This window comes from Nonomuraea marmarensis (assembly GCF_043197025.1).
Lineage (GTDB): Bacteria > Actinomycetota > Actinomycetes > Streptosporangiales > Streptosporangiaceae > Nonomuraea > Nonomuraea marmarensis.
Map to the genome: position 1 here is coordinate 1 of NZ_JBICRM010000017.1, position 26,285 is coordinate 26,285.

Annotated in this window: 30 protein-coding genes; 15 read left to right on the plus strand and 15 right to left on the minus strand. The window is 67.9% G+C overall.

Features of this window, described 5'->3' with window-relative positions; genetic code table 11:
* From ACFLIM_RS26250 to ACFLIM_RS26265, 4 genes are all read left to right on the plus strand, one after another.
* Positions 1 to 542: PadR family transcriptional regulator (locus ACFLIM_RS26250; RefSeq protein ID WP_393169784.1), on the plus strand; the 542-nt coding region annotated here is incomplete at its 5' end.
* Complete coding sequence (locus tag ACFLIM_RS26255) at positions 543 to 1,520, plus strand: ATP-binding cassette domain-containing protein (protein ID WP_393169786.1); 978 nt, start codon at positions 543 to 545, stop codon at positions 1,518 to 1,520. It begins immediately after the preceding gene.
* A gap of 2 nt (positions 1,521 to 1,522) precedes the next feature.
* On the plus strand, positions 1,523 to 2,377 hold the full coding sequence (locus ACFLIM_RS26260; protein ID WP_393169788.1) for an ABC transporter permease: 855 nt from the start codon (positions 1,523 to 1,525) through the stop codon (positions 2,375 to 2,377).
* A 102-nt stretch (positions 2,378 to 2,479) separates the two neighbouring features.
* A complete protein-coding gene (locus ACFLIM_RS26265; RefSeq protein WP_393169790.1) occupies positions 2,480 to 2,848 on the plus strand; it encodes a hypothetical protein in 369 nt (122 codons plus the stop codon).
* A 62-nt stretch (positions 2,849 to 2,910) separates the two neighbouring features.
* On the opposite strand, the gene ACFLIM_RS26270 is transcribed toward ACFLIM_RS26265, so the two are convergent.
* The gene (locus ACFLIM_RS26270) at positions 2,911 to 4,254 is read right to left on the minus strand and encodes a hypothetical protein (RefSeq protein WP_393169792.1); all 1,344 of its coding nucleotides are present in this window, start codon (positions 4,252 to 4,254) and stop codon (positions 2,911 to 2,913) included.
* Positions 4,255 to 4,453: 199 nt separating this feature from the next.
* Here ACFLIM_RS26270 and ACFLIM_RS26275 point away from each other — a divergent pair, with 199 nt between their 5' ends.
* The gene (locus tag ACFLIM_RS26275) at positions 4,454 to 6,673 is read left to right on the plus strand and encodes a thiamine pyrophosphate-dependent enzyme (RefSeq protein WP_393169793.1); all 2,220 of its coding nucleotides are present in this window, start codon (positions 4,454 to 4,456) and stop codon (positions 6,671 to 6,673) included.
* A gap of 7 nt (positions 6,674 to 6,680) precedes the next feature.
* Here the strand turns inward: ACFLIM_RS26275 and ACFLIM_RS26280 are convergent, their stop codons facing one another.
* Entirely contained in the window at positions 6,681 to 8,180 is a 1,500-nt protein-coding gene (locus tag ACFLIM_RS26280; protein ID WP_393169795.1) for a serine/threonine-protein kinase, read from the minus strand.
* A gap of 46 nt (positions 8,181 to 8,226) precedes the next feature.
* Positions 8,227 to 8,925, minus strand: a complete 699-nt coding sequence (locus tag ACFLIM_RS26285) for a M50 family metallopeptidase (protein ID WP_393169797.1) — start codon at positions 8,923 to 8,925, stop codon at positions 8,227 to 8,229.
* 34 nt (positions 8,926 to 8,959) lie between these two features.
* On the opposite strand from ACFLIM_RS26285, the gene ACFLIM_RS26290 reads away from it, so the two are divergent.
* From ACFLIM_RS26290 to corA, 3 genes are read left to right on the plus strand one after another with little or no spacing between them, the layout of a single operon-like run.
* The gene (locus ACFLIM_RS26290) at positions 8,960 to 9,844 is read left to right on the plus strand and encodes an amidohydrolase family protein (RefSeq protein ID WP_393169799.1); all 885 of its coding nucleotides are present in this window, start codon (positions 8,960 to 8,962) and stop codon (positions 9,842 to 9,844) included.
* Between the two features lie 7 nt (positions 9,845 to 9,851).
* Complete coding sequence (locus tag ACFLIM_RS26295) at positions 9,852 to 10,325, plus strand: nuclear transport factor 2 family protein (protein WP_393169801.1); 474 nt, start codon at positions 9,852 to 9,854, stop codon at positions 10,323 to 10,325.
* Between the two features lie 16 nt (positions 10,326 to 10,341).
* Positions 10,342 to 11,460 (plus strand): magnesium/cobalt transporter CorA, encoded by a 1,119-nt coding sequence (corA, locus tag ACFLIM_RS26300; RefSeq protein WP_393169803.1) that lies wholly within the window; start codon positions 10,342 to 10,344, stop codon positions 11,458 to 11,460.
* Positions 11,461 to 11,462: 2 nt separating this feature from the next.
* Here corA and ACFLIM_RS26305 read toward each other — a convergent pair whose 3' ends face one another.
* From ACFLIM_RS26305 to ACFLIM_RS26315, 3 genes are read right to left on the minus strand one after another with little or no spacing between them, the layout of a single operon-like run.
* Complete coding sequence (locus tag ACFLIM_RS26305; RefSeq protein ID WP_393169805.1) at positions 11,463 to 12,791, minus strand: sensor histidine kinase; 1,329 nt, start codon at positions 12,789 to 12,791, stop codon at positions 11,463 to 11,465.
* Positions 12,788 to 13,459: a response regulator transcription factor gene (locus tag ACFLIM_RS26310; protein WP_393169807.1), complete on the minus strand. Its 672-nt coding sequence runs from the start codon at positions 13,457 to 13,459 to the stop codon at positions 12,788 to 12,790. The genes ACFLIM_RS26305 and ACFLIM_RS26310 overlap by 4 nt, the downstream gene beginning before the upstream one ends.
* Positions 13,460 to 13,508: 49 nt before the next feature.
* On the minus strand, positions 13,509 to 13,982 hold the full coding sequence (locus ACFLIM_RS26315) for a hypothetical protein (protein ID WP_393169809.1): 474 nt from the start codon (positions 13,980 to 13,982) through the stop codon (positions 13,509 to 13,511).
* A 302-nt stretch (positions 13,983 to 14,284) separates the two neighbouring features.
* Between ACFLIM_RS26315 and ACFLIM_RS26320 the strand changes: the two genes are divergently transcribed.
* The 3 genes from ACFLIM_RS26320 to ACFLIM_RS26330 all read left to right on the plus strand — a co-directional run bounded on the left by ACFLIM_RS26320 (position 14,285) and on the right by ACFLIM_RS26330 (position 17,150).
* Positions 14,285 to 14,536: a hypothetical protein gene (locus ACFLIM_RS26320; protein ID WP_393169811.1), complete on the plus strand. Its 252-nt coding sequence runs from the start codon at positions 14,285 to 14,287 to the stop codon at positions 14,534 to 14,536.
* Between the two features lie 8 nt (positions 14,537 to 14,544).
* Entirely contained in the window at positions 14,545 to 16,599 is a 2,055-nt protein-coding gene (locus tag ACFLIM_RS26325; protein ID WP_393169813.1) for a hypothetical protein, read from the plus strand.
* A gap of 101 nt (positions 16,600 to 16,700) precedes the next feature.
* Positions 16,701 to 17,150 carry a hypothetical protein gene (locus tag ACFLIM_RS26330; protein WP_393169814.1) on the plus strand — a complete coding sequence of 150 codons (450 nt, stop codon included), beginning with the start codon at positions 16,701 to 16,703 and terminating at the stop codon, positions 17,148 to 17,150.
* Here the strand turns inward: ACFLIM_RS26330 and ACFLIM_RS26335 are convergent.
* From ACFLIM_RS26335 to ACFLIM_RS26345, 3 genes are all read right to left on the minus strand, one after another.
* On the minus strand, positions 17,119 to 18,702 hold the full coding sequence (locus ACFLIM_RS26335; protein WP_393169816.1) for a hypothetical protein: 1,584 nt from the start codon (positions 18,700 to 18,702) through the stop codon (positions 17,119 to 17,121). The two genes, ACFLIM_RS26330 and ACFLIM_RS26335, sit on opposite strands and share 32 nt — an antisense overlap.
* 97 nt (positions 18,703 to 18,799) lie before the next feature.
* Positions 18,800 to 19,111, minus strand: coding sequence for a hypothetical protein (locus ACFLIM_RS26340; RefSeq protein ID WP_393169818.1), 312 nt, complete (start codon positions 19,109 to 19,111; stop codon positions 18,800 to 18,802).
* On the minus strand, positions 19,108 to 19,392 hold the full coding sequence (locus tag ACFLIM_RS26345; RefSeq protein ID WP_393169820.1) for a hypothetical protein: 285 nt from the start codon (positions 19,390 to 19,392) through the stop codon (positions 19,108 to 19,110). Before ACFLIM_RS26345 ends, ACFLIM_RS26340 begins: the two co-directional genes overlap by 4 nt.
* 186 nt (positions 19,393 to 19,578) lie before the next feature.
* Between ACFLIM_RS26345 and ACFLIM_RS26350 the strand changes: the two genes are divergently transcribed.
* From ACFLIM_RS26350 to ACFLIM_RS26360, 3 genes are all read left to right on the plus strand, one after another.
* Positions 19,579 to 19,701 carry a hypothetical protein gene (locus ACFLIM_RS26350; protein WP_393169822.1) on the plus strand — a complete coding sequence of 41 codons (123 nt, stop codon included), beginning with the start codon at positions 19,579 to 19,581 and terminating at the stop codon, positions 19,699 to 19,701.
* A 21-nt stretch (positions 19,702 to 19,722) separates the two neighbouring features.
* Positions 19,723 to 20,214 carry an ATP-binding protein gene (locus tag ACFLIM_RS26355; RefSeq protein ID WP_393169824.1) on the plus strand — a complete coding sequence of 164 codons (492 nt, stop codon included), beginning with the start codon at positions 19,723 to 19,725 and terminating at the stop codon, positions 20,212 to 20,214.
* A gap of 149 nt (positions 20,215 to 20,363) precedes the next feature.
* Entirely contained in the window at positions 20,364 to 21,401 is a 1,038-nt protein-coding gene (locus ACFLIM_RS26360; protein ID WP_393169826.1) for an aldo/keto reductase, read from the plus strand.
* On the opposite strand, the gene ACFLIM_RS26365 is transcribed toward ACFLIM_RS26360, so the two are convergent.
* From ACFLIM_RS26365 to ACFLIM_RS26380, 4 genes are all read right to left on the minus strand, one after another.
* On the minus strand, positions 21,374 to 22,162 hold the full coding sequence (locus tag ACFLIM_RS26365) for an IclR family transcriptional regulator (protein ID WP_393169828.1): 789 nt from the start codon (positions 22,160 to 22,162) through the stop codon (positions 21,374 to 21,376). The genes ACFLIM_RS26360 and ACFLIM_RS26365 overlap by 28 nt on opposite strands.
* 240 nt (positions 22,163 to 22,402) lie before the next feature.
* On the minus strand, positions 22,403 to 22,885 hold the full coding sequence (locus tag ACFLIM_RS26370) for an SDR family NAD(P)-dependent oxidoreductase (RefSeq protein ID WP_393169830.1): 483 nt from the start codon (positions 22,883 to 22,885) through the stop codon (positions 22,403 to 22,405).
* On the minus strand, positions 22,882 to 23,202 hold the full coding sequence (locus ACFLIM_RS26375) for an alpha/beta hydrolase fold domain-containing protein (RefSeq protein ID WP_393170120.1): 321 nt from the start codon (positions 23,200 to 23,202) through the stop codon (positions 22,882 to 22,884). The genes ACFLIM_RS26370 and ACFLIM_RS26375 overlap by 4 nt, the downstream gene beginning before the upstream one ends.
* A gap of 170 nt (positions 23,203 to 23,372) precedes the next feature.
* Positions 23,373 to 24,110 carry an SDR family NAD(P)-dependent oxidoreductase gene (locus ACFLIM_RS26380; RefSeq protein WP_393169832.1) on the minus strand — a complete coding sequence of 246 codons (738 nt, stop codon included), beginning with the start codon at positions 24,108 to 24,110 and terminating at the stop codon, positions 23,373 to 23,375.
* Positions 24,111 to 24,272: 162 nt separating this feature from the next.
* Here ACFLIM_RS26380 and ACFLIM_RS26385 point away from each other — a divergent pair, with 162 nt between their 5' ends.
* A complete protein-coding gene (locus ACFLIM_RS26385) occupies positions 24,273 to 24,767 on the plus strand; it encodes a MarR family winged helix-turn-helix transcriptional regulator (protein ID WP_393169834.1) in 495 nt (164 codons plus the stop codon).
* Between the two features lie 207 nt (positions 24,768 to 24,974).
* On the opposite strand, the gene ACFLIM_RS26390 is transcribed toward ACFLIM_RS26385, so the two are convergent.
* Both ACFLIM_RS26390 and ACFLIM_RS26395 read right to left on the minus strand, forming a co-directional pair.
* Positions 24,975 to 25,229 carry a hypothetical protein gene (locus ACFLIM_RS26390; RefSeq protein ID WP_393169836.1) on the minus strand — a complete coding sequence of 85 codons (255 nt, stop codon included), beginning with the start codon at positions 25,227 to 25,229 and terminating at the stop codon, positions 24,975 to 24,977.
* Between the two features lie 258 nt (positions 25,230 to 25,487).
* A complete protein-coding gene (locus ACFLIM_RS26395; protein ID WP_393169838.1) occupies positions 25,488 to 26,255 on the minus strand; it encodes a Clp protease N-terminal domain-containing protein in 768 nt (255 codons plus the stop codon).
* Positions 26,256 to 26,285: the final 30 nt, after the last annotated feature.

Below are 26,285 nucleotides of genomic sequence, written 5' to 3' on the forward strand. Positions count from 1 at the left end.
CTCCCCCGCCGCCGCCCGGGCCGGGCGCGTTCGCGCCGCCGGCGCCGTTCGCGCCGCCGGCGCCGGAGTTCGGCAGGGTGGTCCACTGGGAGACGCCCGCGCCGCGGATCCGCCGCGGGGACGTCAGGGCGGCGCTGCTGGCCCTGCTCCACGAGGGGCCGCAGAACGGCTACCAGATGATCCAGGACATCGAGGAGCGCAGCCGCGGCGTGTGGCGACCCAGCCCGGGATCGGTCTACCCGGCGCTCCAGCAGCTCGAGGACGAAGGATTGGTGGCCGGCGACGAAGGGGGCGGGAGCCGTACGTACCGGCTGACCGAGCAGGGCCGGCGGCAGGCCGCCAGGCATGCCGACGAGGCCCCGTGGGAAGAGGTCGCGCGCACGGTGCCGGCGGACCACCACGAATTGCGCCTGCTCTGGGCCCAGCTCAACGAGGCGTTCTCGCACCTGGTACGCACGGGCAGCGACCAGCAGCTGGCCGAGGCCAAAAAGCTGATCAAGCAGACCCGTAAGTCCATTTTCCAGATCTTGGCGGAGGACTGAATGGCGACGGACGCGGCAGTGGCCGTGCAGGGCCTGAAGAAGACGTACGGCAAGGTCGAGGCCGTCAAGGGTGTCGACTTCGAGGTGCGCCCGGGTGAGGTGTTCGGCTTCCTCGGCCCGAACGGCGCCGGCAAGACCACCACGATCAGCATGTTGTGCACCCTGGTCAACCCCACCGGCGGCAGCGCCACGGTGGCCGGGCATGACGTGGTACGCGAACGCGACGAGGTCCGCAGGAACATCGGCCTGGTCTTCCAGGACCCCACCCTCGACGGCTACCTCAGCGCCGAGCAGAACCTGCGCTTCCACGCCGAGCTCTACGGCGTCCCCAAGACCGCCGTCGGCGACCGGATCCAGCAGGTGATGGAGATGGTCGCGCTCTGGGACCGCAAGGACGCCAAGGTGATGACCTTCTCCGGCGGCATGAAACGCCGCCTGGAGATCGCCCGCGGCCTGCTGCACTCACCCCGGGTGCTGTTCCTCGACGAGCCCACGGTCGGGCTCGACCCGCAGACCCGCGCGGCCATCTGGGGCTACATCAACCAGCTCCGCCTCCTGGAGGACATCACCATCTTCATGACCACCCACTACATGGACGAGGCCGAATACTGCGACCGCATCGCCATCATCGACCACGGCCAGGTCGTCGTCATCGACTCCCCCGAGGCGCTGAAGGCCAGCGTCGGCAAGGACCGGGTGCAGATCCAGACGGATGACGACCAGAAGGCGATCAAGGCGTTGCAGGAGCGCTTCGGCCTGGAGGCCGCCGTACACGAGGGCGCGGTCACCTTCGCGGTCACCTCCGGCGAGGAGTTCGTCCCCCGGCTGTTCGCCGAACTCGGCATGCCGATCAAATCCGTCAGCGTCTCCCGGCCCTCCCTGGACGACGTGTTCATGTCCTACACCGGCTCCACGATCCGCGACGCCGAGGCCGGCGCCGACAACCTGACGTGGATGAGAGCGATGGCGAGGCGATAGTCATGGCGACAGAGGCCATCACCGTCCGCGTGCCGGCCCGCAGCGCCGGTCACGACTTCCGGGCGATCAAGATCGTGCTCCACCGCGAGATGCTGCGCTTCGTCAACGACCGAACCCGCATGTTGTCCATGCTGATGCAGCCCGTGTTGTGGCTGTTCGTCATGGGCACGGGGCTGGGCTCGCTGGTGCGGGGGTCGATCCCGGGGGTCGACTACCGTACGTTCATGTATCCCGGCATGATCTCCATGACCGTGATCATGACGGGCATGTTCTCGGCCGGGTCCATCGTGTGGGACCGCGAGTTCGGCTTCCTCAGGGAGATGCTGGTCGCGCCGGTCTCGCGCGGGGCGATCGTGGTCGGCAAGTGCCTGGGCGGCGCCATCGTGGCCACCGGGCAGGGCGTCGTCATCCTCGCCATGGCGGGGCTGGTCGGCGTCCCCTACTCCCCCACGTTGTTCATCACGCTGCTGGCGGAGATGTTCCTGGCCGCCTTCACGATCACGGCCTTCGGGGTGATGCTGGCCGCCCGGATGAAGAACATGCAGACGTTCTTCGGGCTGATGCAGATGGCGATCATGCCGATGATGTTCCTGTCGGGGGCGATGTTCCCGCTGGCCAACCTGCCCTCGTGGCTGCACGTGCTGACCGTGGTCAATCCGATGACGTACGCGGTGGATCCCATGCGTGAGGCGGTCTTCTCGCATCTGGACGTACCCGCGGCGGTCAACGCGGTGCTGAATCCCGGGGTGAAGTGGTTCGACTTCCAGGTGGGGGTGCCGCTGGAGCTTGGGATCGTGGCGGCGCTCGGGGTGGCGCTGCTGGGGGTGGGGATCGCGGAGTTCAGGCGGGCGGAATAAGAGGGGGTTTCGCATCGGGCTGCGGTCGATCGTGCACGGAGGGTATCTTTCCTGATGCGCGCGCGCTTCCTGTCCCCTCCCTCCGAAGGAGCACACCCGGTGTTGGATCTGCAGGAGAAGTGTCGAGAGCTGGATGTCAGGCTCTCCGCGCTCGAGAAGGCTACAGTGAGTGGCGTGCCTGGAATGAGCATCGCCGATCGCATCAACGCGCTGGGCGACCGCGTCGGCTTCGTCGGAAACAACATCCTCGACCGGATCGACAGAGCAGTCGCCGAGCTCAAGACCGAGATGGACGGCCGTTTCGCCCAGGTCGATGAACGCTTCGCGCAGGTCGATGCGCGGTTCGACCACATCGACAAGCGGCTCGACGGGCACGACGCGCGGTTCGACCACATCGACGGTGAGATCGCCGACATCAAGTCGATCCTCGTCCGCATCGACGCCAAGCTGACCGACCAGCAGCCCAACTAGCGAGCCGCACAAAGGAGAAGGCCCGGGGTGGTGTCCCCCGGGCCTCGTCCCGTGTCAGGTGGTCAGCGCTTCACGCGGACATAGTCCTTGCGACTGGTGGAGCCGTAGGTGTCCTCGTCACCGCCGAACACGAACCTCCAGTGGCCCGAGTTCCAGCCTTTGACCTTGGTGTAGAGCCGGCCGCTGTCGCTCGACCAGGTCGTCTTCACGTACTGCCACTTCTTCGAGCCCAGCGGCTTGAAGTAGAGAGCCACGCGACCCGAGTAGCCCTCCCACGTGCCCTCGTCGTCGACCTGCAGCTTGCCCTTGAACTTCAGGTACTTGCCGCGCTTGACCGGCTCCGGGTACGCGTTGAACTTGATCAGCCGCGTGTCCGCCTTCGAGGGCGCTGGGGCGGGCTGGTTGACCTTGACCCAGTCCGCGTCGCTGACCGAGCCGTTGACGCCGCGGGTGCCCGCGTACTCGGCGCGCCACCAGCCGGAGGTCTCGGCGGTGGCGGAGGCCCAGAAGCGGCCGTGGCGGCCGGTCACGTCGCTGGTGACGTACTGCCATCTGTGCGAGCCGTCGGCCTTGAAGAAGACGGCCACCCGCTGGCCGGCCACGCCGTCGCGGCCCTCGACCCGCAGGGCGCCGGTGAAGGAGAGCTTGTCGCCCTTGTCCACGGGCTCGGGGCGGGCGTCGAAGCCGACGATGCTGCTGCCGAGGTTCCCGCGCCGGACGTCCACTCTGTCGGCGTCGCTGACGGAGGCCCTGGCGGTGGCCGTGGCCGCGAACTCGGCCCGCCACCAGCCGGTGGCCCGGGCGCGGACGGCGGCGCGGAACCAGCCGTTGCCGCCGGTCGTCACCTTGGTGATCTCGCGGTAGGAGTCGGCGCCGCGCTCGCGGAAGGTGATCGCGACGGACTGCCCGCCGTACCCCTTGCCGTCGGCCAGGAGCCGTCCCGAGACCTTGATCAGGTCGCCCCTGTCGACCAGGTCGGGGCTGGCGTCGAAATCGACGATCTTGGTGTCGAGCGCCTTGACGACCTCGAACGTGCCGGAGGTGGACTGGTCACCGTCGCCGTGGGCGATGGCGAGGAAGCTCCACTTGCCGGTGACCTTGCCGTCGAAGGACTTGGTGCCCGTCCACTTCGTCCACTGGCCGAACGGTGCGGGCTTGAGCTCGATCGGCGTTCCCACGCTCAGGCCGGGCGGCTTGAGCTGCAGTTCGGCCTTGCCCGCGTCCTTGGTGGTGAAGCTGAACGTGGCGGTGACCGCACTGTCGAAGACGACGATCGGGGGACTGGGACTGATGGTCACAGCGGAGATGCTGGGAGCCTTGGCCGCTGTCGCGGAGGTGGGTGTCAGGGCGAGGACCCCGGCGCCCAGTGCCATGGCGAGGGCGGCGACACGAATGCGTTGTAACATACGGGTTCCTTTCTGGAGACCCCGGTGGTTCAACGCGGCATTGAGGGTGCCACGTGTGTCCTCTTAGTAGACGGGTACGCGGCCGGGAAAGTTGAGGATTCTGACAAACGGTTATAAGTGTGGGTCAAACGGACCGATCCACAACAGTGTCAGGGGTGTCCGGCAGACGGGGGGCCCGATGGAAGACATAATCGATGGTGTGGCGCGCGACACAGTTGAGACTCATTTCACCCAGGCGATTGCGACGCTGAAGGCGGGCCCCGCGCGAGATCCCGTGCGGCCGGTCCACGAGGGCACGGCCCTGACCGGCGAGCAGTGCGGGACGTTGTTCCAGCGCCAGCTCGACAGCCGCCTGCTGGACATCGCCGCCCGCTGGCTCCGCGAGCAGGACGAGGGTTACTACACGATCGGCTCGGCCGGTCACGAGGGCAACGCGGCCGTCGCCGCGGCCCTGCGGCCCAGCGACCCCGCGCTGCTCCACTACCGTTCCGGCGCTTTCTACCTGACCAGGTCCGAGCAGGCCGGGCGGCTGCCCGAGCAGGGCATCCGCGACGTGCTGATGGGCCTGACCGCCGCCGCCGACGAGCCGATCGCGGGCGGCAGGCACAAGGTGTTCGGCCATCCGGACCTGGCCGTCATCCCGCAGACCTCGACGATCGCCAGTCATCTGCCCAGGTCCGTGGGCGTGGCGTTCGCCATCGAGCGGGCGCGGGCGCTCGGGGCGCGTTCGGCGTGGCCGGAGGACGCGATCGCGGTGTGCAGCTTCGGCGACGCCTCGATCAACCACGCGAGCGCGCTGTCCGGCTTCAACACCGCCTCCTACGCGACCTTCCAGGGGCAGTCGCTGCCGATCCTGTTCGTGTGCGAGGACAACGGCATCGGCATCAGCGTCCGCACGCCCAAGGGCTGGGTGGAGGCGGCCGCGCGGCGTCCCGGCATCGAATACTTCGCCGCCGACGGCTGCGACCTGGCCGACACGTACGACGCCGCCGTCCGCGCCGTCCGGCACGTACGCGCCAACCGCTCCCCCGCGTTCCTGCACCTGTCCACCGTGCGGCTCATGGGGCACGCCGGGTCCGACGTCGAGCAGGCGTACCGCACCCAGCGCGAGATCAAGACCGACCTCGAGCGCGACCCGCTGGTGCGCACCGCGGCCCTGCTCGTGGCGGCCGGGCTGGAGACGCCGGAAGAGCTGCTCAAGATGTACGAATCCCAGCGCGAGCACGTGTTGCGGATCGCGCTGGAGACGACGCGCAGCCCACGGCTCGGCTCCGCCAAGGAGATCATGCAGCCGATCGCGCCGCGCAAACCCGAGCTGATCGCCAAGATCAGTCCGATGGCGGCCACGGGCGCGGTCAGGGAGAAGGCGTTCGCCGGATCCCTGCCGGAGAACGACAAGCCGATGACGCTCTCCCAGTCCATCAACCGCACGCTCGCCGACGCGCTGGTGGTCTATCCGGAGATGGCGGTGTTCGGCGAGGACGTCGCCAAGAAGGGCGGCGTCTACGGCGTGACCAGGGGGTTGCAGAAGAGGTTCGGGCCGGGGCGGGTGTTCGACACGTTGCTCGACGAGCAGGCCATCCTGGGCCTGGCGCTCGGCTCCGGCCTGGCGGGGCAGCTGCCCGTGCCGGAGATCCAATACCTGGCCTACCTGCACAACGCGCTCGACCAGATCCGCGGCGAGGCGGCCACGTTGTCGTTCTTCTCGCGCGGCTCCTACACCAACCCCATGGTGGTGCGGGTGGCCGGGTACGCCTACCAGAAGGGGTTCGGCGGCCACTTCCACAACGACAACGCGGTGGGCGCGCTGCGTGACATCCCCGGGCTGGTCATCGCCTCGCCGGCGCGTCCCGACGACGCCTCGGCCATGTTGCGCACCTGCCTGGCGGCGGCCAAGACCTGCGGGTCCGTCTGTGTGTTCCTGGAGCCGATCGCGCTCTACCACACGAAAGACCTGTTCGACGAGGGTGACGGGGGCTGGCTGGCGCCGTACGCGCCGCCCGCGCGCTGGCCGGAGACGCACGTGCCCATCGGGCAGGCGCGCTCCTACGGCGACGGGCGCGACCTGACGATCGTGACGTTCGGCAACGGGTTGCGGATGAGCCTGCGGGCCGCGGTGCGGCTGACCCAGGAGGGGTACGGCTGCCGCGTCCTCGACCTGCGCTGGCTGGCGCCGCTGCCGAAGGACGACCTGCTGCGGGCGGCCGAGCTGACCGGCAACGTGCTGATCGCCGACGAGACCCGGCACACCGGGGGCGTCTCGGAGGGCATCGTGGCCGAGCTGGTCGATGCCGGGTTCACCGGGCCGATCGCGCGGGTGACCTCGGCCGACAGCTTCATCCCGCTGGGCGGGGCGGCCGAGCACGTGCTGCTGTCGGAGGAGGAGATCGAGCAGGCGGCGCGCAAGCTGCTGGGCTGAGGTCGGCTTATCGCGTTGAGCGGGCCACCGCGCCTCTGATGCACGTCGGCTTGGACCAGGCGACCGTCGAGCTCTCCGAGATGCGCAGTGGCACGCCCACCAGGAAGCAGTAGCCGGCGCCCGGGTCCAGGCCTGCGACGCGGGTCGAGGTGGTCCCCTGGCCCAGGGCGGTGATGGGCTGCTCGCCCTTCTTGACCGGGGAGCGCTGGAGGACCACCGGATAGCGGCGGGCGTCGGCGGGGAGCGTCCACCGCAGCTCCACCAGGGCGCCCTGGTCCGCTGTCACCTTGAGGCCGCGTGGCGAGAGTGCCGCTATGTCCTGCCGGTCGATCGGCTGGTCGTCCAGGGGCTGGGACGCCGATGGCTCGGTGGTGGTCTGTCGCCCTGAGGTCTGCTGGATGGACAGGAACACGGCCAGGGCCGTCCCACCGGCCGCCACGACCGCGACCGCGACGCCGATCATGATGCTCCGCTGCCGCCGCGAGGGTCCGGCTGGGGGGATGGTGGGGGCGGCCTGGCCGGCCGCGGGCCTCCCGGGCTGCGCCGGAGGCAGCTGGTTGCCGGTGACGGGCATCGCGTTGTGCCCGGCGGGCGGTTCCGGCTGGTCGTGGCGGGGGCGTGGGACCGTGGACATGCTCGGCCCCGGGCCGGGATCCTCGCCGACCAGGTCCGTCACCGACAGGCCCAGCTCGGCCTGCACCGCCTGGAGCCGGCGCGCGAAGTCGCGGGCGGAGCCGTACCGGAGCTCGGGCTGTTTGGACATCGCCCGCAAGATCGTCTCGAGGACCACCGGCGGCACGTCCGGGCGATTGATCGGCGGCGGCTCGACGCTGAGCACGCGGTACATCAGCGGCGCGATCGACGGGTCCGTCGGGTTGTGGAAGGCGGGCCGGCCGGCCAGCAGGTGGTAGAGGGTGGAGCCGAGCGAGTAGATGTCGGTCGAGGAGGAGTGGGGCTGGCCGGTGAGCACCTCGGGGGCGGCGTGCAGCGGGGTGAACGCCTGCGAGGTGGCCGAGATCTCCGCGGAGTCGACGACCCTGGCCACGCCGAAGTCGGCGATCGCGAGCTCGCCGTACCGGGAGATGAGGATGTTCTGCGGCTTGATGTCTCCGTGCAGGACCCCGGCCTCGTGTACGGCGGCCAGCGCTCCGGCCAGCTTCACGCCCGCCCGCAGCACGTCGGGCACCGGCAGCGGCCCCTCCTTGCGCACGCGGTCGCGCAGGGAGCCGTTCTCGAAGAAGTCCATCGCGATGTACGGCTTCCCGGAGCGCGTCACTCCGGTGTCGAAGACGGTCACGACGTTCGGGTGGCCGGTGAGGCGGCCGGTGAGCTGCAACTCGCGCTGGAACCTGCGCATGGTGCGCTGGTCGACCCGGTCCACGGACAGCACCTTCAGCGCCACGACCCGGTCGAGGCGCTCCTGGTAGGCGCGGTACACGACGGCGAACCCGCCCTGGCCCGCCTGATCGAGTACCCGGTAGCCGGGCGCGTCCTCGACTGGCAGCACAACACTCCCCCCTGCTATTGCGGGAGTTTAGTGCGATTTTTCGGGACTAGAGCGGGTTCATGAGGTACGCGCCGAAGCCCACGGACACGACCGACACCAGCAGGAAGAAGGACACGTAGAACCCGCCGGGCAGGAACGTCAGCCTGGCCAGCTGGTCGGCGTCGGAATCCCTGGCCTGCCGCCGGCTGCGCTTGCGCTGCAACTCGATGATCGGCCTGATCCCGCCGAACAGCAGGAACCACACGGCCACCAGGGCGACGATCTGCTGGACGTCGCTGGGCGCGTACATGATCAGGGCGAACACCGCGCCGCCGGTGGCCAGCAGGATCAGCGCGCCGTACAGGTTCCGGATCAGCAGCAGCATGCAGACCAGGAAGAGCAGCACGCTCCAGATCAGCAGCGTGATGTGCCCCATCTCGGTCAGCCACGCGGCGGCCAGCCCGAGCAGCGGTGGCGCGAGGTAACCCGCGAGCGCGGTCAGCACCATGCCGGGCCCGGTGGGCCTGCCCCTGGTCAGCGTCACGCCGGAGGTGTCGGAGTGCAGGCGGATGCCTTCGAGCTTGCGCCGGGTGACCAGCGCCATCAGCGCGTGGCCGCCCTCGTGGGCGATCGTGATCAGGCCCCTGGACACCTGCCAGGGCATCCGGAAGCCGACGAGCACGAGCGCGGCGAGAGCCGAGACCGCCACGACCCAGGGGTCGGGGTCAGGCTGAACCTTGATCAGGTGGTCCCAGAACGTGTCCATCGAGGAGAAACCCTATCCAGGTAAAGTCTCGTCCGTGGCCACAGAACTACATTCTGATGCGGAAGTGACGGACTGGTGGCAGGGGCTCGGGTTGCCCGGGCTGATCGATCTGCACGTGCACTTCCTGCCCGAGCGAATGGAGCGGCGGGTCTGGCACCACTTCAACCACGGCGGCCCGCTGCTGGGGAGCGGGTGGAAGATCGAGTACGAGTGGCCGGTGGCGGAGCGGGTCGCGCGGTTGCGGGAGATGGGGGTACGGGCGTTTCCTGCCCTTGCATATGCGCATAAGCCGGATATGGCGGTCGATCTCAATGCCTGGACCCTGGACTTCGCCCGCCGTACACCCGAATGCCTCCCGTCGGCGACCTTCTACCCCGAGCCTGGAGTCGTGGACTACGTGCGCCGAGCCTTGGAGGACGGCGTCAAGATCTTCAAGGTGCATCTGCAGGTCGGCGGGTTCGACCCGCGGGCCCCCGAGCTGGACGAGGTCTGGGGTCTCGTGGCCGAGTCCGGGGTACCGGTGGTGGTGCACGCCAGTTCGGTGCCGGTGCCCGGTGGTCATGTCGGGGCCGAGCCGATCGGGCAGGTGTTGCGCGGGCATCCGCGACTGCGGGTGGTGATCGCTCATCTGGGCATGCCGGAGTACGACCCGTTCTTCGAGCTGGCCGCCCGCTACGAGCGGGTCGCGCTGGACACCACGATGACGTTCACCGACTTCGCCGAGCGCGGCATGCCGTTCCCCGCCCGGCTGCGGCCCGCGCTGCGTGATCTCGGCCTGTCGGGGAAGGTGGTGCTCGGCAGTGATTTCCCGACCATTCCGCACCCCTATGCCCATCAGCTCGACGCGCTGGCCAGGCTCGATCTCGGTGACGCGTGGCTACGGGCCGTGTGCTGGGACAACGGTGCGGCCATGATCTGATAGAGAGGTGAACGATCGGCACGTGGCGCTCATCAGCACGTTCTACGACGCTCTGGGGCAGACGGACTTCGCGACCATGGAGCGCTGCTACCACTCCGAGGTCAGCTTCGGCGACCCGATCTTCCAGGAGGTCGAGGGACGCGACCGCGTCATGAGGATGTGGCGACTGCAGCTCGGTGTGCGAAATGGGCTTAAATCCGAATATCGTGACGTGACGGCCGACGACTTCAGCGGCACCGCGCACTGGACCGCTCGTTACACGTTCTCGAGCACGGGCCGGGAGGTCGTCAACGAGATCGGGGCGCTGTTCAGGTTCGAGGACGACCTGATCGTTCGCCACCACGACGAGTTCGATTTCCGGCGCTGGTCGAAGATGGCGCTGGGCAGGCCGCACGGGCTGCTGTTCGGGTGGACGCCGATGTGGCGCAAGAGCATCAGGGACCGGGCGACCCGGCCGCTGGACGACCTCGGGCCGTCATGAGCCGATTGGAGGAGGCATGGCCAGGGTTAAGGGGTTCAGGCGCAGCGGTGACGTACGCGAGGAAGCGCCTGAGCACTCGATGGACCCGCGGGCCACGGAGGAGCATCCCTACCGGCCGACCGTCATCGACAACGCGATCTACCGGGACGGGGAGCGCGTCGACACCCCCGGCTCGCTCGCCGACGCCTTCGAGCACCTCAAAAAGATGCCGGGCAGCATGGCCTGGATCGGCCTCTACCGGCCGAAGGAGTGGGAGCTGGTCAAACTCGGCGAGGAGTTCGAGCTGCACGAACTGGCGCTGGAGGACGCCATCGTCGGCTCGCAGCGGCCCAAGGCCGACCGCTACGGCGACACGTTGTTCGTGGTGCTGCGCGCCGCGCGCTACCTGGACGAGGTGGAGGAGGTCGCGTTCGGCGAGGTGCACGTCTTCATCGGGCCCAACTTCGTGATCACCGTACGCCATGCGGAGGCGCCCGATCTGCAGGCCGTCCGCAAGCGCATGGAGTCGAACCCCGACCTGCTGCGGCAGGGCCCGCAGGCCGTCCTGTACGCGATTCTCGACGCCGTGGTCGACGGCTACGCGCCGGTGGTGGCCGGGTTGCAGAAGGACATCGAGGAGATCGAGGTCCAGGTGTTCAGCGGCGACCCGTCGGTTTCGCGGCGCGTCTACGAGCTGTCCGGCGAGGTCATCGAGTTCCACCGGGCCACGGCGCCGCTGGTGGGGATGATCCACGGGTTCATCGCGGGGGCGCCGAAATACGGGGTGAACGACGAGCTGCAGAGCTATCTGCGGGACGTGGCCGACCACTCGATCACGGTGACCGAACGCATCTCGGCCTTCCGCCAGATGTTGCAGAATATTCTCGTCGTCAATTCGACACTGGTGACCCAGGCCCAGAACGCGGAAATGGCACGGATGACGGAGGCGAGCATCCGGCAGGGCGAGGAGGTCAAGAAGATCTCCGCCTGGGCCGCCATCCTGTTCGCGCCGACGCTGGTGGGGACCATTTACGGGATGAATTTCGACTTCATGCCCGAGACGCACTGGATCTTCGGTTATCCGTTCGCCATCGTGCTCATGGCCGCCGTCTGCCTGATCCTCTACACGGTCTTCAAACGCCGCGACTGGCTCTGACCTCAGGTGGCCGCGGGCAGGGACAGGAGCAGGCGGACGCCCTGCTGGAGGGGTTCGGCGCGCACGGTGCCCGCGTGGGCTTCGGCGATCTGGCGGACGATGGCCAGGCCGAGGCCGGAGCCGGGCAGCGAGCGGGCCGCCTCGGCGCGGTAGAACCGGTCGAAGACGAAGGGCAGGTCCTGCGGCGCGATGCCGGGTCCCTGGTCGGTGACCGAGAGTGTGCCCGGCGGCTGCACGCGCACCAGCACCTCGCCGCCGCGCGGACTCCACTTGATCGCGTTGTCGATGAGGTTGGCAGCGGCCCGGTCGACGGAGTCCGGGTCGGCGCGTACGAGGCACTCGGCGAGCTCGGTCCGCAGGCTCACGTGCGGTGCGCGGGCGCGCGCCCGGGCGACGGCGCGTTCCGCGACCAGGTCGAGGCGGACGTCCTCGGTGTGGACCTGGCTGTCGCCGTACCTGGCCAGCTCGACGAGGTCGTTGATCAGGACGCGCAGCTCGCCGGCCTGGTCGCGGGCCTCGTGAACGAGTGCGGGGGCCTGGGGGTCGGCGGTGCCGCGGCCTTCTCCCAGCAGCTCGAGGTTGGTGATGAGGCTGGTGAGCGGGGTACGCAGCTCATGGGACGCGTCGGCGACCAGGCGCCACTGGGCCAGCAGCGACTCCTGGAGCGCGCTCGTCATCGTGGTGAAGGAACGGGCCAGGCGGGCGACCTCGTCCCTGCCGCCGCCGTCCAGGCCGTCGGTGGTGAGCGTACGGGTGGCGGTGATCCGCTCCACCGCCTCGGTGAGACGGCCGATGGGACTCAGCACGCGGCCCGCGGCCAGCCGGGCGCCCACTCCGGCGACGGCCGCGCCTCCCAGGGTCAGCGCCGCCAGCAGCAGGGCCAGCCCGCCCAGCGTCGCGGCGTCCCGGTCCAGTGGGAACGCCGTGCGTACCAGCCCATCGTCGATCTCGACGAACGCGGTGGTATAGATGCGGTAGCGGACGCCGTCGTAGGTCGCCTCCTGAAAGTACGCGGTACTCCTGCCCTCCGCGACGTCGGCGTCCCGGCTGGTGAGGGGCACGAAGCCGGCGACGGCGCCAGGGGTGACCGGGGGCGGGACGAACTGCAAAAGGGTGTTGCCCACGCTGACCGGGCGGTCGGGCAGGGGCTTGTTGCTGATCTTGAAGGAACGGAGCAGCTGGGGCACCTGGCCGGCGGCCAGCACCAGCTCCCCGTCGTGCTGGCCGGCCAGCCCGGCCGCCGCCGCCGGATACAACACCAACGATGCCGTCAGCAGCGCCGCCGCCACCACGGCCGCACCGGCCAGCGCGACCCGGGTACGCAGCTTCACGGCTCCTCCCGCAGCACGTAGCCGAGGCCGCGTACCGTCTGGATCAGCCGTGGCTCGCCCCCGGCCTCCAGCTTGGCTCTCAGATAGCTGATGTAGACCCACAGCGCGTTGGAGGACGGGCCGAAGTCGTAACCCCAGACCGCGGAGAAGATGAGGTCGCGGCTCAGCACCCGGTTCGGGTTGCGCAGGAAGACCTTCAGCAGCGTGTACTCGGTCCTGGTCAGGTCGAGCACTCGCGGGCCACGGCGAGCCTGGCAGGCGGCGGTGTCCAACTCGAGGTCGGCGAAGACCAGCAGCTCCTGCGCCACGCCGCTGCGGCGCAGCAGAGCGCGCAGCCGGGCCCGCAACTCCTCCAGCGCGAACGGCTTGGCCAGGTAATCGTCGGCGCCGGCGTCCAGGCCCGCGACCCGGTCGGCGACCAGGTCGCGGGCGGTGAGCATCAGGATGGGGGTACGGTCTCCCCCGGCCCGCAGGCGGCGGCACACCTCTTGCCCGTCGAGCCCGGGCATCATGATGTCCAGCACCACCGCGTCCTGCCTGCCGCCGCCGGCCGACGCCAGCGCGTGCAGGCCGTCGGCCGCGGTGCTCACGTGATAACCCTCGCGGGCGAGCGCGTGCGTCAGGGAGCGGCGGACGGCCTCGTCATCGTCGGCCACAAGGACGTGCATGGGCCTACTCTCCCTCCTTGGACCTGCCGCCGCCCAGCCCGCTCGCGACTCAAGAGCCCGGAGACTTGCCGGATGAGCCGCCCTTCTCGGGGAGTCCCGACGCTGCTCGCTTGAAATTCTTCAGCGCCTGGTGCAGCCGCTCCGCCGAGACGCCCAGGCGGTTGGCCACAGCCGCGAACTCCGCCGAGTCCGGGTCCACCCCGGAGAGCGCGAACAACTGCTCCGCGGCCGACGTCGCCCGGTCCAGGCTGACGCCCAGCTCATCGGAGAGGGCCTGGGCCAGCTCAGAAACCCCGACCCCCTTCTCCTGAGGTTTGTCCGTCCGGTCCCCGGCCCGGCCATCCTTCGCGGCCGCCTCCTTTTTCGCGGCGATCTTGGCGGCGTCGGCGGGCGAGAGCGTCGCCGACGTGCGACAAGGGTCGTCGGCGGCTTGCTGATCGGCAGAGGCGGCCAGCGCGCCCGACCCGCCCAATCCCAGCGCCATGGCCACTCCGACGACCAGAACAGCGTTTCGCCGTTCCATGTCCCTTCTCCCTTCCGCACCGGCGCGGTGCCGGCGACACGGCCAACCCAACCCGGCCCACCTTCAGCACACCGTCGGCGAACCTTAGAAAAGCCCTAGAAGGGGCTGCCGAAGCCGAGGGCTCAGGCGTTGATCTTAGATATACCTCCGGCATAACCCCATCCTGGGGGGATACCTTTTTCTGCTATTCCATAGCCTTTTCGCTGGGTTCGAAGCATTCCGCCGCAAGGCGTCCCTGCCCCTCGTTACGATGCCCTCGGCCGGCGTCTCCCCCACTTCCAGGAGATCGGCGAGATCAGGCGATGATGGCGACGCAGGAACAAATCGACGCAGCCAGGCGGCACATTGAACAATTGCGCGATCAACACGCGAGCGACGTGATCGCGCTCGTTCGCCTGGTCGATGACGGCGCACTCAAAGGCCCGGCCGGAGACGAACTCGGCGCCGATCTACGCGCGTGGGATCGGGCTTTCAAGGACCTTTTCACTCGAGCCCTGGCGCTGGTGGACTCCCTCCAGCCGTCCGAGCCGACAAAAGGGGCGTCCACCCAATGAGCCCTCAGGTGGGCATCAATCCCACACTGATGACACAACTGATCAACGGCATGAAACGGGTCAGCGGCACGATTCCGGACGTCGGCCTCCAGGTGGAGAGAGCCCTGACCTCACTCGGTATCCGCCTTTGGGGTCCGACCCAGGTACACGCCATCGGCCGCCAGATGAGCGATCAAATTCCGTCGCTCCAGGGCCGCCTCGACTTGATTCTCGCCACCCCGGACCGAAACTCCGGCAAGGGCGGCATTCTCTGGGCCAACGAATCCAACTGGCTGTCGAAGTCTCCCGCCGAGGGCGCGGCATCCGCCAAACTCCTGGCCACGAAACTACGGGAGCAGATCGGGAGCCACTCCCTCGACCCCAAAACCGTGGCCGAAATCGAGCGGCACAAGAACGATCCGTTCTTCGCCGTGGCCTTCGCCCAGGAAATACCGCCGCGCGAGCTCAAATCCCTGATCGCCAGGCTGTACGGTCCCGGCCTTCCGCCGTCGAACCGCCCGGACCAGCGCGACGTCGCGACGCAGGACAGGCTCGCCACCATGCTCAGCACACTCCTGGGCACGGCCTCGCGCGGGGTGGGCCGGATGAAACTAGCCGACGACTACGCCGACCAACTGGTCGATGGCATCGAGAACCCGCAGGACGCGTTCGCGGTGAAGAGGCTGCTCCAGGACGGCGAGTTCGACCACACGTTTCTGCTCACGCTGGTCCGGAAACTATACGACAAAGACGTGGCCCATCCTCCTGACCCGGATCGCCAGCGAGACCCCTGGACAATGCCCGGCCCCAAAGACATCTCACCCGGCGATCTCAGCCCCATGGGCACGGCCCTGGTCGCGCTGGCCCACCATCCCGCCGTCGCCCAGGACTTCTTCACCGACCCGCAGCGCACGCCTCTTGCTTACCTGATGCGGCAACACCCTTGGAACGGCGACGCGGACGCCGATCTCGGGTGGGCCATTCAGGCATCCAGCACGGAGTTCCGTGACCACGACTTGCCACCGGGGAATTCGCGCGGCTACAAGTCCGCCATGATCGCCTCATGGGCGCTCCATTTCTGGAGCGATGCTAAGGTTCAGGCGAATCTTCCACATTCCCGCGCCCACCTCGGTAAGGTGTTGGCCCAATATACCGGGGACGTGCACCGTGCCGTGCAGTCGTTCAACGCGGAAGTGCCAGGCGTAGTAACGGACGTGGACCCGGACAAGAACCTGCGCGGCGCGGAACCCTACGGCGCCATGTTCGACGGGAAAGGCATCAAGAAGGCCATGACGTGGGCCTTCGAAGACGACAACGTGTTCCAGACTATGGCCGCCGCACACGGGCTGTATTCCGCCAAGATACTGGGCGAAGTGGCCAGCAAGGTCGCAACGGAGGTCAGGGCCGACTTCACGGCATGGCGGAAGTCTCATCCGGAGGCCACGCGACAGGAACTCGACGCCATGCGACAAGACATACTCGAAGAACGCATGAGCCGCAGCGGGGGCGCCGAATTCGCCCGGGCGGCGCGCGGCCTCAGCAGAACGACCTGGGTGATTGCCGACGCCGCCAACATCTCCGCGATCGAAAAGGCGAAGGCAAACGATGCACGCTTCGCCGCCTTCAAGGAAATGACCGAAAACGTCGTCGGACTGGCCCCAGGACCACAGGGAAAGTTCGTCGGACTCCTGGTCGACAAAGCCAAGGAGGCGATCTTTGGAAAGGTCAAGTCCAGTCACGAGAACCAGGCTCGCGAGAACGCTGACACCGCAATGGAAGCGGCCAAGAATATGTTCACCGATCTCACGGCGGCAGCGATGATGCGCCACGGCCTTTTCGGGGACGACTCCGTGCCTGCCAGGACGCATCCATACCACCACAAGGACTTCTCCCCAGGCTCGGACGGACACTTTATGGTCGACGGAGAAATCAGACCAAGGGCCGAAATGAATGCCGACCAACTCGACGACTACGTGGAGTGGCTGGGGCTGAACGAGACCGGCCGCGTCTTCGGCCGGCCGGATGACGCCATCGAGATAGGATTCGATAGCGCCGAAAAATACTATTCCGAGCATGGCTCATGAGAGTCCAACCGTCGGCAGTCCCCGTCCTTGCCCTCCTCGCCCTAGCGGCGGCGTGCACGTCTCCTCCCACTCCGCCACCAGACACCCGGCCGCTGGGTAATGTGACCGCCGCCCCGCAAGAATGCGACCTGATCTCGGCGAGCGCCATTAAGATCGCCACAGGCCTAAACGACTACAGGGCCTATGGCACAAAGATGGACATGGGCCGACGTTTCGAGTCATGCACCGTGAGCGAGGAATTGGGTCCGGAAGGCGACCAGGGACTCTTGATCGAAGTCTTTGAACCGTCCCCTATCAGCCCGGAAGGGCTGGAGAACACCAAGAAGACCACCCAAGGGAATGACCTGCCCGTCGAATTGGGTCCGGGCTTCGGGGCGCGGCGGAAGAACGCCAAGGACCAGACCATCGCCTACGTTTACGGATGGACACCCGATTACAAGCGCCTTCTCTCCATCAACATCATGGAGGGCGCACCGGGCAGGGACTCTCTGGCAGACGCGACCGAATTCTTCCGCCAGCTCAAGCCCCTCTTGCTGGACAAGCCCAAGTGAGTCCGCAGGACCGCAGGGTCCCATCCAACTGGCGAACGTAGGTGGTGTCCGCCCAGGGCTCCAGCCGGGCTCGCGCCTGATTGATCTCATCGGTCAGCCGAGCCGAGCTGTGCTGTCTGGTGATGCCGGCAGCCTCCGTCAGCTTGGCCGCCGCTTCGGGGATCTCCTGGGCCAGGGTCAAGCCACTGGCGTATCGGGCAAACAGCAACCCGCGACGTCTCTTGAACCTCGGGTCCTGCTCGGCCAGATACCGCTCGGCCGCTTTGATGATGTGTCCGGGTTGATTCAGCCGGGCCTGCAAGGCGAGGCTCCCGAGTTCCACCACCGGTGGCGAGACCCAGTACAGGAACGCCGGTTCATTGTCCTTCGGCGCTCCTGCCGACGCGACCGCGTTGTCATACGCGCGGGCACTCGCCGCAGCGTGACCCTCAGCGGCGTGGGCGACCGCGAACAAGTTTTCGTGCAGCGGTGCCAGCAGCTTGCTCGGAGACCGGGCGGCCCAACTCCGAATGGCGAAGGCGTGGTCCAAAACCGCGGTTGTCCGATCCTGGTCAGCGGCCAGCCTGCCCAGCCAGTAATGCACGTAGCCGATCAACGTCGGATCCCCGAGGTCAAGTGCCGCACGCAGCCCGTCGTTCAGCGATTGCTCGGCCACCGCGTAATCAAGCAGGTCGTAGGCGAGGAAGCCAGCCAACTGCGACATCTGCGCATATGTATCGAGGAGCCGGTCGCGCAGGCTCGGCGGCATCGACTCGCGTGCGAGGAGCCGACCGAGCGCCGCCCGCTGCCCATTGACCACCGGCAGCAGCGCGGCAGGACCGGACACGTCGTCGGTCCGGCGCGCGTGCATCTGGAGTTTCTCGAAGCTCCGCACCGTGGCCTCGTCCACTCGCCAAGTGCTGCGCAGCACCCCGGCCAGGCGTTCCTCCTCATCTGGAGTAAGGATGCGTAGAAAATCCAGCGCCTGCGTCCCGCCCAGCACCAGGGCCAGTTCGAAGAGCAACTCCCGTCGCTTCACGTCGGCCTCCTCGACGCCGGTGGCATGCAGCAACCGAACGCACGCTGAGGCGTCCAAGAGCGACGGGTCAGCGGGTATGGCTGCTGCGCTCACCTCCATGGTGACACGGCCCGGAGACGAGGGCCGGTTGGCGTCCATGTCGCGGAAGTCCGCGCCGCCGATCAGCTCACGATCAGAGGGCCCATACGAGGCCAAGTCCTCATCGCGCACCAGGCTCCGGGCAGCGGTCTCATAGATCTCGGCCAGGACGGCGAGGAGAGAGGCGGACGGCCGCCGCCCTGCTTCCGGCCAGGACTCGAAGTCGTACAGCCGAGACTCGCGCAACGCGGCGGTGCCCGCCGGGTCGGCGTCGTTGACCATGGCCACCACGTCGGCCGCGGTGCGCCCGTGTGCCAGCCGATACAGCCGCAACGGGCTCACCTGGTGAGTGAGCGCGAGCACATCGGCGATCTGACCCCATGTGAAGCCCTTCTCCCTGAGACGCCGACTCCACGAACGAGCCTGAATCAGCACCCGGTAGCCCTCGCCGGACATCCACGCCCCCTCCACGCTGGAATTTCTCACCCATTGTAATGGAATAGTCGCATTCTGTACGAGCAAGGGAGGATTGCTCGGGCCGCAGCGGCCGCTCTTAAGGACGGTCGTAGATGGAGTGGTCGCCGATGCGTCGCCACTGCAGGATCGTCTCGCCGTCGTCCTCCGTGGTGAAGCGGAAAGTGGCACGCCCGTCCGGCGAGGCGAAGTTCCACGTCATGGAGTAGACGTCGGTGCCAGCGAGTTTGTGGATGCGTAGCCGTACTGGCCAGGGCACGTGGCCCGTGTGGGCCCCCTGGGCGAGCGCGGGCAGGAAGTGCTTGCAGACCGCTTCTTTGAACAGCGCGTAATGCTCCGAAGGCAGCCGTGAGAGATCCCGCAGAAACGAGTCGGACCGCTCGTACTTCAAGCGGACGTCTCCCCGCGAATGGCGTCGCTCTCGGCGAAGAGGTCATCCATGCTGTCGAAGCGTCGGCTGCGGCCGTCTCGAAAATCCGCGTCGGCCTCGACTTCGGCCGCCTGCCAGCCGGGCGCCCAGTACCAGGCGTCGTCGGCGGGAACAATGGCGGCCACTCGGCGGCCGTGATCGGTCAGGTAGGCGATAGCGCCACGCTCGGAGGCGGCACTGATGACCTCGGGCAGGTGGCCGTCGGCTTCGTTCAGTGGGACCTCGAAGGCGCTGTCGCTCATGTCTTGAGTGTAGGTCAAGGCATATGCAGGGGTCACGCTGCATAGTGTAGTCACTCGATTGCCCAACGTATGTGCTTTGTGGGGCGCCCGCACCTCCTCCACTTTGTGATTGTTAGTCGTGAGAAACGGTCACACCTCGCACGAGCGAATTGGGGGATCGATCAGGGCCGCAGCGGGATGCCGATCATGGGCGCCGACGGATTCGCGCAGGTCAGAGAAGATATGACGCGGGCGATCAATGAAGACGTGGTGGGGGTCCATGCGGCGCGGCTGACGGGGCAGCATGTTAACGACGAACCGAACCCCTGACGTGTCCATGGAGAAACCCCGATGCCCGAGACCACCGCGCTCGCCACCGTGTTCGTCCCCAAGCAACGCGAATCGGGAGCCGTCCAACGCGAACTCATCGACGCGATGGTCGACCTGCACCCCGGCGGCCTGACCTGGCGGCGTACCTTCCCTGGCACCCTGGACCAGATCCCCCACGTCCGCCACTTCACCTGCTACCTTCTGGCCGACTCCCCCTGCCAGGACGACGCCGAGCAGATCGTCGCCGAACTCGCCGCTAACGCCCTCCAGCACACCAGCAGCGGCCGCCCTCACGGGACCTTCATCGTCGAGATCACCCGCACGACCACCACGATCACCATCGCGGTCTATGACTGCGGCTGGGGAAGCATCCCCCGCTTCGGCGAGCGCTGCTGCTCGGACGCCGAGCGGGGTCGCGGCCTGGCCATGGTCGCCGCGATCGCCGATCAAGTGGGCTACGAAGGCAACGACGAGCTGGGCCACAGGGTGTGGGCGAAGATCCACAACCCATAGACCCAACGTTCCAGGCACTGGACGGGCGGCCGCGGCATCGCCACCCTGCGCACGTACTAGCCGGCTGTTCCGGGCTGGTCCGGTGAACCTGTGCCGTTCTGCGGCACGACGCGTTGAGCGGGGCGGTCGCGCCTGATTGTGTCGAATCCATGACGGAGAAGAACGACCAGGTGCGCGCCCGCGTCACGCTGGGGCACTCGGACATCAGCATGCGCCCGATCGGACTCGGTTGCATGACCATGTCCCAGTCCTACGGCGACGCCAACCGCGACGACAGCATTGCGACCCTGCGCGAGGCGATCGACCTCGGCGTGGGCATGTTCGACACCGCGGACATCTACGGCGCGGCCGATGCCGCCTTCGGCGCGCCGACCAAGGGCTTCGGGCACAACGAGGAGCTGATCGGGGAAGCGATCGCGGGCCGTCGCGATGAGGTCGTCATCGCCACCAAGTTCGCGGTGCAGATGAGCGCCGAGGGCGCCGTGCGCCTCGTCGGCGACCCCGCCTACGTGGCTCAGGCGTGCGAGGCCAGCCTGCGGCGACTGCGCACCGACCACATCGACCTGTACTACTGTCACCGGCAGGACCCGTCCGTTCCGATCGAGGAGACAGTCGGTGCGATGGGTGAGCTGGTCACACAGGGCAAGGTTCGGGCGATCGGGCATTGTGAGCTGCCGGTCGACCAGCTGCGCCGTGCCCACGCCACCTTCCCCCTCGCCGCGCTGCAGAGCGAGTACTCGCTGTGGGAGCGATCGGTCGAGGACGACGGGGTGGTGGCGGCCTGCCGGGAACTCGGCATCACACTGGTGCCCTACAGCCCGCTCGGCCGCGCGATGCTGACCGGGCGGATCGACCGCAACCAGGTCTTCGACGCCACCGACTTCCGCTCGATCCTCCCCCGATTCCGCGGCGGGAACCTGGACCGCAACATCGACCTGGTCGACGCCCTCGAGAAGTTCAGTGTGGCGAAGGGCGCCACCCCTGGCCAGGTCGCACTGGCGTGGCTGCTGGCCCAGCCGCTCGACGTCGTCCCGATTCCCGGGACGAAGCGCGTGCAGTATCTGCGCGAGAACACGGCGGCGACCGAGGTCGGTTTGAGCGCGGACGAGGTCGCACAGCTGGGCGCTCTCTTCGACCCCGCCCACGTGCGGGGCGGGCGCTACCCCGACCCCGAACGCGGTCGCTGAGCCAGCGCCCGTCGCAGCGCCGGGGCCGCGGCCGCCCCGGCGCTGCGCACATGCTCGGCGTAGCGGACCGCGGACGGATCGGAACTCGCGTAAGTGATCGACAACGCGGCGACGACGTCGCCACCGGGGCCGCGCAGGGGAACGGCGACGGCGCTGACTCCGACACGGGCCTCGTCGGCGTCGAACGCGATCCCGCCCGAGCGGACCCTGGCCAGCTCGGCTAGCAGCGCCGCCGGGTCTGTTGCGGTGCGCGGGGTAAAGGCCCGGAGAGTGGCGGTGTGCAGGATGTTCGCGGCGTCGCCGTCGAACGCGAGAAGCGCCTTGCCGATCGCGACACCGTGTGCGGCGAACCGGTCGCCCGGGCAGGGACGGATCGGCGCCTGCCGATGCCCGAAGACCTTCGTCAGGTAGACGACCTCGGGCCCGTCCAGCATTGCCACGTGGACCGTCTGCCCGGTGAGCGCGAAGAGGTCCGCGACGTACGGGACGAGCGCGTCACGGACGAACTCGGGCCGAGGTCCCACCGAGTCGCGACCGAGTCGGCGCAGCATCTTCCCGATGCGGTAGCCGGTGCCGACGCGGTCGACCATCCCGGCGCGTTCGAGCGCGCCCAGCACCCGGAACGCCGTGGACTTGCTCAGCCTCGCGCGTCGAGCCAGCTCACTGACCCCGACGCCTGCCTGCTCGCCGTCGAGTGCGGCGAGCAGATCGGCCGCCTTGTCGATGACGGCCCGCTCGTCACGCTCGGCGGGGCGGGCCATGCTCTCCATGTTGTTCCCCAATCCCCGACCGGTATGGCGCACTCAACCTGGCCATCGCGTCGACCTTGGCGATGTGCTCCAACGAAGCGTCAACGCCCTGCTGAGCAAACGACAGGCGCGCGGCCTCGAGGATCCGTTCACGGTTGCGAGCTGCGTCACGGCGCAGACGTGGAGCGGCCGAGTGGTGAAGTGCGTCTCCCACCTGTCCAGGTTACAAGGTGAGATGACCCTCACGATTTGTCATACGACCGTGCGGCCACCGTTGACGTCGAGCACCGCGCCGGTGACGAAGCGAGCCTCATCGCTGACAAGGAACGCGATCGCTGCGGCGATGTCTTCCGGATCGGCGACGAAACCCAGCGGGGCCTGCTCCGCCAGCTGCTGCAGCCCGTCTCCCAAGGCCTCGGATCCCGGCGTGCGGGTCGGGCCGGGGCTCACCGAGTTCACCCGCACTCCGGCGGGGCCGAACTCGGCCGCCCAGCTCTTGGTCAGCAGGTCGAGCGCTGCTTTGCTCGCTCCGTAGACCGCGAGGCCGGGGAGCGCGCGTTCGGCTGCCAGCGTGGACACGTTGACGATCACGCCGCCGCCGCGTGCGGCCATCGCGGGTGCGAGGTTCGCGACCAGGTAGAACGGTGCCTTCAGGTTCGTGGACAGGACCGCGTCGAAAGTCGACTCCTCAGTGCCGGCTGTCGGTCCACCAGTCCCGATCGCGGCGTTGTTCACCAGGATGTCGAGGGATCCGCCGGCGGACTCTGCGAATTCGGTGGCCTGGCCGCAAGTTCTGCCGTGGACTGTGCGTCACATAGATCGGCGCCGACGAACTGGGCGAATGGCTCGACATCCCTGGCTGCGTGCGCGGTGCGGTCGTCGAGCATGGGGTAGACGAGGATCTGGGCAGCCAGCGGCCCGATCGCTCGATCGCGGCACGCGAGCGCCGTCGCGGCCGCGAGGCCGCCGCCGGCGGAGTCGCCCATGATCGCGACGCGGGCCCCGGGAACGCGCTCCCGAATGTGTTCGGTCGCCCACTCAACCGCCGCGATGAAGAGACGGAACTAAGTCCTGGCCAGTACACGGTCTGCATGCCCAATGAGCCGATCGCGCGGCACGGCGCTTCGTAATCAGACCGACACCGTTCCGGGCGGTACTGGAGACACCGCACTGTGTCCCCACTACCTGACCCGGACCACCAAGGCCAATGGAGACTCCAGGACTAGGACTGGCCCATGCCCCCAGAGACGAACAACTCGGTGCCGCTGACGAAGCCGGCATCGGCGGAGGCCAGGAAGAGCACAGTCCCTGCCACCTCGCGTGGTTCGCCAAGCCGGCCGACAGTCGTCAGCGAGATGAGATAGTCCCGTGCTTCCGGGGAAAGCCGGTCCAGCGCCGGCGTGTCGATCGGACCGGGGTGCAGCACGTTGACCCGGATCCCTCGGTCGGCCAGTTCAGCGCTCCACACCTGCGCGAACGACCGCAGCGCCGCCTTGCTGGCCGCGTAGACCGAGGATCCCGGTATCGCCTTCGCCGCCGCCGCCGATCCATTGAGGATGATGGCGCCGCCCCCGGTCATCAACTCGGCGGCCCGCTGCGCTGCGAAAAGCGTGCCACGGACGTTGAGGCCGAAGACCTCGTCGAAACTGGCCGGCGTCACCTCGGACAACGACTCATCGAGCTTGCCGACGCCCGCGCTGGCGTAGAAGATGTCGAGCCGCCCCGCCTCGGCCGTGATGGTGGCGAAGAGGCTCTCGATGTCCTCCAGGTCGGCCGCGTCAGCACTGATCCCCCGCAGTCGCGGCCCGAGACGGCGCGCTGCCTCATCGAGGAGCTGCTGGCGTCGGCCAGTGATGTAGACCAGGCCACCCTCCTCCACGAACAGCTCGGCGGTGGCCAGCGCCATCCCCGACGAGCCGCCCGTGATGAGCGCGACCTTCCCGTCAAGCTTGCCTGACATGCGCTTCTCCTTGAGCTCTTGCGCCGGCCGTCCGGAACTGCGGCGAACTCACGTCGCATGGCTTCCGGGCGAACCCCACACTCCTTGACTTACATCGACACAGTACATGATGCGTGCGCAGGCACCTAAATTCGAGAGCATGTATCTGATAGCGTGGATCCCATGCAGGCGCCCCGGACGACATCCACGGTTATCTCCCAGGCGGAGCAGGATGGCTGGTTCGGGCTTATGTACGCCCAGGCCGCCATGCGTTCCCGGATCGAGGCCGTGCTGATGGAGCGCCACCGTCTCTCGTTCAGCGCCTTCGAGATCCTCTGCCGCCTCAAGGACCTCGAACCCCAGCCCGTCCGCGCCCTGGCGAGCGAACTCGTAACCGTCAGTCCCACCCGGGCGTCCCGGCTGGTGCAGGACCTGATCGACGACGGCTACCTCGTGCGCGGCGCCAACCAGGGTGACGGCCGGATTTCCCTGATCAGCCTGACCGAGGACGGACGCCGTTACATCCAGACCGTGGCGCGGACCTTCGAGGAGTCGATCAAGACGTTCTTCGCCGACCCCCTCGACGCTGACGACATCGCCGCACTCACGCGGATCTGGCAGAAACTGGAAGCTGCCGCAGACGTATCGGATGGTCGTCGGAACAGTGTCCGTCACTGATCCACAACGGAATCACACCAGCGGGTCCAATGCATCTCCCTGTGAGGCCCGTGCTGCGCGTCGTCTCCGTCTGTGCCGGGCAACCGGTATGACCAGTTGGCCATCGAGATCAGGTATGGCCCAGGACCGTATGCGGTTCGGCGTCGTCCTCGATATCGCGCAGTGTCTTGGTGTCGAACTCGTAGAAGCGCGTCCCGTCAAAACGGGTCAGGATCTCCGCCAATCGCTGTAGTCGAAGAGTTCCTCAACGGTGGTGGCTTTGAGGGACCGGACAAGCCAGAACTCAAGGACGGCGAGGTTATTGCACTCCAGGATCCGCAGCCGCCTCAACTCCGGAACGGGTACGCCGCGCACCTCCAAGACCTTCAGCACGGACTTCGCCCAACCGCGCGCCTCAGCGCGGACCTCGGCGCGAGCCTGGAGAAACTGCGCTAACTCGGGCGTGATTCGATCGTTCTGCATGATCCCCAGACCTGTCGGGCGGAAGACGCGACGGAGTGCCTCGTGCTGAGAAGAGGGATGCACGAGACGTTACTTTCTATTGACTCTCCGTGTTCATAGGTTTCGCAACAACGTTCGATGGCAGGATGTCCGGTCCCATCCGCAGATGCCGAATGAGTCCGCCTGCTTGCTACAAGGCCGCGAGCACGAGACCGACCACGATCAGAGCCGCGAGGGTGATGCGTAAGGCCGCGATCGCACGCCTCCGGCCGGAAGTGTTCACGCTTCCAGGCCGGCGTGCGCTTCCAAGCGTTCCAAGCGCTGGATGACCGGCTGCAGTTCGTTCCTGATCGCGGCGGCCAGCATCGCGGCTTGGCCTTGCGCTGGGGCTTGGGCGGCGGGCTCGGCCTGCTGGGTCTGGGCGCGTAGGTGAACATAACCTGCCAGGGCCGCCACTACGGCACGCCGGGTCAGCCGGGGGTCGGCGCCCAGCCCGCGCAGGACCTGGCCGGCCGTCCCGTCGGGTTCGGCGACTAGGCCGAGCAGGAGGTGCTCGCAACCGACGTAGTTGTGGCCGAGCGAGGTCGCCTCGTTGACGGCGAACTCCAGCGCGTTGGCGGCCGGCGCGCTGAAGCTCCGCGACGCGGGGCCCTCGGCGCCTGCGCCGGGCTGCTCGGCGGGTGGCGGCTGGTGGTGGGCCAGGTCGCGTTTCACCTGCTCCAGGTCGATGTCCATGGCGCGCAGCACGTGCAGCGCCAGGTTGGCGCCCTCGCTCAGCATGCCGGCGAGCAGGTGCTCGGTGCCGACGCTCGAGGCCCCCGCCTGGTCCGCCGCGAGCTTGAGGACGGTACGCATTCTGGCTGTCAGATGGGTCAGCGCCCCGGTCGGCACGTCCAGGTTGAGGCCGGTCAGAGCGGTTTCCCTGATGGCGGTCACCCGGCGCACCGCCTGCTCCAGGGCCCGCTGGCAGACCGCGGAGACTGGCACGCCGGCCTGCTTGACCGCCTCCGCGAGTTCGTCCGGCAGGTAAACATTGATCTTTGGCATACCCCTAACATAACCCCAATGGGGTACAAC

Bases quoted from the DNA above. Each gene is read 5' to 3' on its own strand.
- ACFLIM_RS26255 (WP_393169786.1), top strand. From the start codon at position 543: ATGGCGACGGACGCGGCAGTGGCCGTGCAGGGCCTGAAGAAGACGTAC.
- ACFLIM_RS26260 (WP_393169788.1), top strand. From the start codon at position 1,523: ATGGCGACAGAGGCCATCACCGTCCGCGTGCCGGCCCGCAGCGCCGGT.
- ACFLIM_RS26270 (WP_393169792.1), bottom strand. From the start codon at position 4,254: ATGTTACAACGCATTCGTGTCGCCGCCCTCGCCATGGCACTGGGCGCC.
- ACFLIM_RS26285 (WP_393169797.1), bottom strand. From the start codon at position 8,925: ATGGACACGTTCTGGGACCACCTGATCAAGGTTCAGCCTGACCCCGAC.
- corA (WP_393169803.1), top strand. From the start codon at position 10,342: ATGGCCAGGGTTAAGGGGTTCAGGCGCAGCGGTGACGTACGCGAGGAA.
- ACFLIM_RS26310 (WP_393169807.1), bottom strand. From the start codon at position 13,459: ATGCACGTCCTTGTGGCCGACGATGACGAGGCCGTCCGCCGCTCCCTG.
- ACFLIM_RS26315 (WP_393169809.1), bottom strand. From the start codon at position 13,982: ATGGAACGGCGAAACGCTGTTCTGGTCGTCGGAGTGGCCATGGCGCTG.
- ACFLIM_RS26320 (WP_393169811.1), top strand. From the start codon at position 14,285: ATGATGGCGACGCAGGAACAAATCGACGCAGCCAGGCGGCACATTGAA.
- ACFLIM_RS26335 (WP_393169816.1), bottom strand. From the start codon at position 18,702: ATGTCCGGCGAGGGCTACCGGGTGCTGATTCAGGCTCGTTCGTGGAGT.
- ACFLIM_RS26345 (WP_393169820.1), bottom strand. From the start codon at position 19,392: ATGAGCGACAGCGCCTTCGAGGTCCCACTGAACGAAGCCGACGGCCAC.
- ACFLIM_RS26350 (WP_393169822.1), top strand. From the start codon at position 19,579: ATGGGCGCCGACGGATTCGCGCAGGTCAGAGAAGATATGACGCGGGCG.
- ACFLIM_RS26355 (WP_393169824.1), top strand. From the start codon at position 19,723: ATGCCCGAGACCACCGCGCTCGCCACCGTGTTCGTCCCCAAGCAACGC.
- ACFLIM_RS26360 (WP_393169826.1), top strand. From the start codon at position 20,364: ATGACGGAGAAGAACGACCAGGTGCGCGCCCGCGTCACGCTGGGGCAC.
- ACFLIM_RS26365 (WP_393169828.1), bottom strand. From the start codon at position 22,162: ATGGCCCGCCCCGCCGAGCGTGACGAGCGGGCCGTCATCGACAAGGCG.
- ACFLIM_RS26380 (WP_393169832.1), bottom strand. From the start codon at position 24,110: ATGTCAGGCAAGCTTGACGGGAAGGTCGCGCTCATCACGGGCGGCTCG.
- ACFLIM_RS26385 (WP_393169834.1), top strand. From the start codon at position 24,273: ATGCAGGCGCCCCGGACGACATCCACGGTTATCTCCCAGGCGGAGCAG.
- ACFLIM_RS26390 (WP_393169836.1), bottom strand. From the start codon at position 25,229: ATGCAGAACGATCGAATCACGCCCGAGTTAGCGCAGTTTCTCCAGGCT.
- ACFLIM_RS26395 (WP_393169838.1), bottom strand. From the start codon at position 26,255: ATGCCAAAGATCAATGTTTACCTGCCGGACGAACTCGCGGAGGCGGTC.